The sequence below is a fragment of the Edaphobacter sp. genome, assembly GCF_035532915.1.
Taxonomy (GTDB): Bacteria; Acidobacteriota; Terriglobia; order Terriglobales; family Acidobacteriaceae; genus Edaphobacter.
On the sequence record NZ_DATKQC010000141.1, the window covers coordinates 1 to 4,134 of the forward strand.

A 4,134-nucleotide genomic window follows, 5' to 3' on the forward strand; every position below is an offset into this window, starting at 1 on the left:
TATGTGCTCGGCCAGCCGTTGAACGCCGCAAACCACCGCAGCGCGATCCGGCTGAGAACCGTTGCAGAGCTCTATCCTGAGATTGCGGATACGGAAGCAGGCGAGGACCCGTTGCCCAGTTGCAGTGCGGCGGAGGCACTCGAACGGCAGGAGCCGTTCATCAATCAGGTGTTGGCGACAAGCGCACTCGCTATGCTGGCGCGGCTCTTTCGCTACGGCATCCTCACCCATCACGGAGCGTTCTATAACGCTTCAACAGGTCGGACTAGTGTATTGGGGGTGGATCCCGACCTCTGGAAAAAGATACAGAGGCGCACTCACAGAACTTCATTGGCCGAACGCAAGAAGCTGAGATAATGTCTCGCATACAGGTGGACCATGAAGAAATCTTCCGTCGACCCGGTGCTGGCTCTCGAAGCCAAGATGATCGTTGCGCTGGCTTTCCGAAATGGTCCCATCGAGGATCTGCATGCGGGAAAGGTCTGTCCGACCTGCAGTGCCGACAGCGCTTACTCCCGCATCTCCGATGAGGAGATGAAAGGGATCATGAAAGCGGCCGTAAACACGGTCTACTCACTGCTGTGGAAGAAAGACAACGACAGTGAGGCATATGCCAAGTCCCTTCTCCTGGGAGCAAGGTACACCGAGCGCTGGGACGACCCCGAGTAATAACCATCCAATCGACAGTTTCATTCTCACAGGAAGGTGTATCCATGTTCAAAGAACTGGGTCCGCTGCTCCGGCAGTGGACCGTCGTCATAATCCTGACGCGTTTGGAGGACGACACCATCCGCGTCAACGTCATTCCCCGCAAGCTCAACGAGAGCGACAACGACGCGCTCACCACTCCTCTTAGCGTGGCTGGCACGGCTGAAGATCTTGACGCCGAGCTGCCTTCCGCGCTGGTCCAGTTCGTTGGCGCCCATCTCGAACTGAGGAACACCCTCGAATCCGCCAAGGAGCAAATGGCGGCGGCCGCGAAGACCGCAAAGGCGGAGGCCCGCTCGAAGGCGGCACCGAAGACTGCGCCGGTCCCGACCGAGCCAGCGGCGGCTGAGACAAAGAAGCCAGCGGACGCGGCGCCCAAGCCTGCCGAGCCCAAGAAACAGGAACCGGCACGCAACGCCAGCCTTTTTGACATTGGACCGGCACCGGCGTCAGCTCCCTTGTCCGCGTCGGATGCGGACGAGGAGGAGGAGATTCTTGCCGAAACCGACGAAGACGAGCCAACGGATGAATCCGACGACTTGGACGAGGCCGCGTAAGCGCCAATCCTAGTCAAGCCCTTCCTTTCTTGGACAACTGCTCTCATCGAAACTGCGTTGACCAGTGTCTCGTCGCAGTCAACCACCTGCTGTCTGATAGGCCGAATTCCACGCCACGAGTTCCGGTTGCGCTCGGGTCGATATAGGTCTTCAGGATCGAGATCGCTCGAAATGAGCATTGGCGGAGATAACCACAAATCAAAGAAATAGGGTGTTTTTCTTACTCGGAGCGCAATGCGGTCATCGCGTCCAGCTTGCTAGCGCGGCGCGCAGGCAGAAAACTCGCTGCTAGGGCCAGCAACACCAGCAGAGCCGGGACGCCCAAGAATACCCCCACGTCATACGGGCTGGTTCCGTACAGAATTCCGCGGAGCACGCCCATTACCGCCAGTGCCACGGGAATCCCAACTGCTGCCCCCAATATCGCCGGCATCATGCCCCTACGCACCAATAGCCCGATCACATTCAGATATTTCGCGCCCAGAGCCATTCGAATCCCCACCTCGCGCGTCCGCTGCTGCACCGAATAGTCCACGATGCCATAAATGCCGATCGCATCCAGCAAGAGAGCGAAAGCTGCAAATCCTACGAGCAGTTGCATCAATAGTCTGGGAACCGAAACGGAGTCCGAGACCACTTCGCGCATGGTGCGGATTTTGATCAGGGGTAAGTCACCATCGAGAGTGTGAACCGCTGCACGTGCAGCATTCGTGACTTCAGCCGCATTGCCGTGTGCCCGCACCGTGATCCACATCCAATTGGAAGCCCACTGCGTCTCTGGCGCATAAACACCCGGAACAGGCGGTTTCATCGGCTGTTGGTGCTTCACCGAGCCGACCACGCCAACAATCGTGCGCCACTGGCCGGCGTACGCGTCGCGATAACGGTGCCCGATCGGGTCTTGCCCAGGAAAATACTGCCGGGCAAGCGTATCGTTCACAATCGCCACTGCCGGAGAGTTCGAGGTGTCGTGGGCATCGAAGTCGCGTCCACGCAGGAGGGGGATTCCCATGGTGCGGAAATAACCATCGGTCACGGCGTTGTATTCCACGAGAGTGTCCACCCAGTCGGAAGCCTTCGGCCTGCCCTCTACCTCGAAGGCACCGCCCGTCATTCCGCCATGCATGGGTAGCGTCATTACAGCCGCTGCACTCTCCACTCCTGAAGAATTTCTGAGTTGGGCCACGACATCGCGATAGAATCCAGCCACCCGCGTGTGGGACGAGTACCTCGTCTGCGGCAAATCCAGCGCGAAGGTCAGGACGTGTTCGACCCGAATTCCGGTCTCGACCTTCATCAGACGGACAAAGCTCTTTACCAAGAGCCCTGCCCCGGCCATCAAGACCACAGAGAGGGCCACTTCGCCCGCCACCAAGGCAAACATCGCGCGCCCGTGCGAACGTACCCCGCTGGAGGCGTTCCCTTCGTTTTTCAAAACGGAATTCGGTTCGGCTCCGGAAGTGGTCCATGCCGGTACCAGTCCCGCCAGAATACCCGTCAGCAGAGCAACGGCGAGGGTAAACATAAGGACCGCAGGGTCTAATTGCAAATTCGAATCAAGTGCGAATTCCGGCGGGGCCTTTCTGCGCAGCACCTCCATTAGGAACAGCGCCAGCAGCACCCCCGTTCCCCCACCCATCAAGCTAAGAAGCACGGTTTCCGTCAGCATTTGGCAGACGATCCGTGAGCGACTCGCGCCGAGCGAAGCGCGAATCGCCACCTCCTTTGCCCTTCTCGAAGCCCTTGCCAGCAGTAGGCCTGCAACATTGACAGAGGCAAGCAGCAGCACGCAAGCCACCACTGCGAACAGGATCAGTAGCGGCCCGCGGGCTTCTTCAGCCAAGGCTGCGCTAAGCGTCTGGACCTTCACGCCCCAACCAGTATTTGTGGCCGGATATTCCAATTCCAGCCGTCGTGCGATAGCGCTCATATCGCTCTGCGCCTGCTCCACGGTGATGCCTGGCTTGAGGCGCGCGACTACACCATATTGATGTTGTGTACGTCCCATTGAAGTGCTTGCGTGGAGCGGCGTGAAAAATTCGCACGTCTCGATACCCGGAAATGCAAACCCGCTGGGAAGTACGCCAATAATGGTGAATGCCCGTCCATTCAGCGTAATGGATTTTCCCAAAACCGCGCCATTCGCGCCGAACCGCTGGCGCCAGGCCGGGTATGTCAACACCACAACGGGCGCTGCGCCCGGAACCTGGTCTTCCTGAAGGAAGAGACGTCCGGTTTCCGGATTAATCTCCAGTACGCGCCAGAAATCCGCCGTAGTGGCGCCTCCGGTAATACGCTGCGGTTCCCCCTCTCCGATAAGCGTATAGTCGCCAGTCTCCGGCATGATCGCCATCGACTCGAATACGGAGTTCTGCTGTCGCCAATCAAGAAAATCTACGTAGCCTGTATTGCTGTTCTTTCCGCTGACGTGTCGCGCTTCAACGTTGACGATGCGATCGGCGTGTGGGAACGGATAGGGATTCAGCAGCAAGGCCTTCACCGCGCTGAACACGGCCGTGTTCACTCCAATCCCGAATCCCAGAGTTACGACAATGATGCACGCGAACCCGGGGTTCTTGCTCAGGAATCTCAGAGCGAATCTCGTATCCTGCGCAAGATGCTCTAGTGCGCTCCATCCCCATGCTTCACGGCTCCTCTCGTGAAGCAGAGCAACATTCCCCAGGCGGCGCCGCGCAGCGAAACCCGCCTCCTCAGGATTCATTCCGTCCTGGAGATTTCGGTCGGCCCGCTTTTGAAGGTGAAACTGGAGTTCTTCATCCATCTCGCGATGAAACCGGCGTCTCGTGAAGAGAAAAACAATTCGGCGGATTAACTCACCCAGACTGTCCATCTGCGCCCCTTCTTTCGC

Annotated in this window: 3 protein-coding genes and 1 pseudogene; 3 read left to right on the plus strand and 1 reads right to left on the minus strand. The window is 58.4% G+C overall.

Features of this window, described 5'->3' with window-relative positions; all coding sequences use genetic code 11:
- The 3 genes and pseudogenes from VMU57_RS06975 to VMU57_RS06985 form a co-directional block, all read left to right on the plus strand.
- Positions 1 to 357: pseudogene (locus VMU57_RS06975) on the plus strand (hypothetical protein); the annotation flags it as partial.
- A 21-nt stretch (positions 358 to 378) separates the two neighbouring features.
- Positions 379 to 669, plus strand: coding sequence for a hypothetical protein (locus tag VMU57_RS06980; RefSeq protein WP_325381913.1), 291 nt, complete (start codon positions 379 to 381; stop codon positions 667 to 669).
- Positions 670 to 713: 44 nt separating this feature from the next.
- Positions 714 to 1,265 carry a PRTRC system protein E gene (locus tag VMU57_RS06985; protein ID WP_325381914.1) on the plus strand — a complete coding sequence of 184 codons (552 nt, stop codon included), beginning with the start codon at positions 714 to 716 and terminating at the stop codon, positions 1,263 to 1,265.
- A 220-nt stretch (positions 1,266 to 1,485) separates the two neighbouring features.
- On the opposite strand, the gene VMU57_RS06990 is transcribed toward VMU57_RS06985, so the two are convergent.
- On the minus strand, positions 1,486 to 4,116 hold the full coding sequence (locus VMU57_RS06990; RefSeq protein WP_414648613.1) for an ABC transporter permease: 2,631 nt from the start codon (positions 4,114 to 4,116) through the stop codon (positions 1,486 to 1,488).
- Positions 4,117 to 4,134 lie beyond the last annotated feature (18 nt).